The organism is Listeria fleischmannii subsp. fleischmannii LU2006-1, assembly GCF_000344175.1.
Taxonomy (GTDB): Bacteria; Bacillota; Bacilli; order Lactobacillales; family Listeriaceae; genus Listeria; species Listeria fleischmannii.
In genome coordinates this window covers 1-1,053 of sequence record NZ_ALWW01000083.1, presented here as the reverse complement: position 1 = coordinate 1,053, position 1,053 = coordinate 1, and the positions used below count along the sequence as shown (strand labels likewise).

Sequence of the window (1,053 nt, the reverse complement as noted above, 5' to 3'; positions counted from 1 at the left end):
ATGCCACCTATACCAACTAAYAGACGAGGCAATAACAATAAGCGAATTTATCGGAAAGAAAGCGAGAGAATATACAATGCTTAAAAAAATGGCGATTAAAAATGGTAATAGAAAGGTAATGTAGACGATAGAATCAACTAGTGAAGTTGGTATCGTAGGGTAAGCATTCTCTAATTCAACTGTTGCAACAGATAGAGAAGTATAGGAAGTGATAACAAAAGAGGGTAACAAAAGGGTTATTTTTAATTTGATTGAAGCGATTAAATCCAAACGATTGTCTTCCTTTCTTAAATAAACGGATACCTTTATTTTATCATAAAGCGGCAATACCGTGGTATCTTGACATACTTTGGTTAGAAACTAGAATGAGGATGACTAATCTTTTATAGGTTGTTGTTGTCTAGCTCCTTCTAGTGATAGGTGCACAGCTCCTCCCTCGTTTTACTCTGGCATTTTTTCTAGCTAAAATATTGTTCAACAAATAGACACACCTATACATCTTCCAGAATGGTATACTAAAAGTAAGGAGGGGATGGGATGAGTCGAATTGACATCGGAGAAGTGAGGCATTTTCTAACCATTTTAAAGCAAGCCAATGCGGAGGCGCGTGTCTGGTTACTCCAATTAAAACAAACAGTCGAACGTTATGTGCAGGATGATAGCTTATCGGGAAAAGCGGTCGAAGCGTCTAAATCTTATTTTGAAGCAAGCTATCCGCCCTTGATTGAGACGATTTTACAAGCTTTTGATACGAGTGAGGCGCTTTTGGTACAATATATCCAAGAATTTCATAGTCAAGTGGACCCTTCACCCAATGCGCGAATTGATGCCGTTTTACTGGGGCAAGCAATGGAAAAAGTGAAAAGTATTCGAAGGAAACAAGAAGCGTTACAGCAATCTTTATCGGGCTCTACAGCGGGAATTTACGAGGGAAGAGCTCAAACTTTGCGTCTTGATTTTATCGAGGCCGTGGAACAAGAAAAGATTCTTGAAAAGTACTTACAATTTGAGCAAAGCCATACTCATTTTTTTTGAACCCCTTATCGAATTAGT

Annotated in this window: 1 protein-coding gene and 1 pseudogene; one reads left to right on the top strand and one right to left on the bottom strand. The window is 38.3% G+C overall.

The annotated features are described in order from the left end of the window. Positions 1-270: pseudogene (locus LFLEISCH_RS15655) on the bottom strand (hypothetical protein); the annotation flags it as partial. A gap of 267 nt (positions 271-537) precedes the next feature. Between LFLEISCH_RS15655 and LFLEISCH_RS14270 the strand changes: the two are divergent. Next, positions 538-1,035: a T7SS effector LXG polymorphic toxin gene (locus LFLEISCH_RS14270; protein WP_007478057.1), complete on the top strand. Its 498-nt coding sequence runs from the start codon at positions 538-540 to the stop codon at positions 1,033-1,035. The last annotated feature ends 18 nt before the right edge of the window (positions 1,036-1,053 follow it).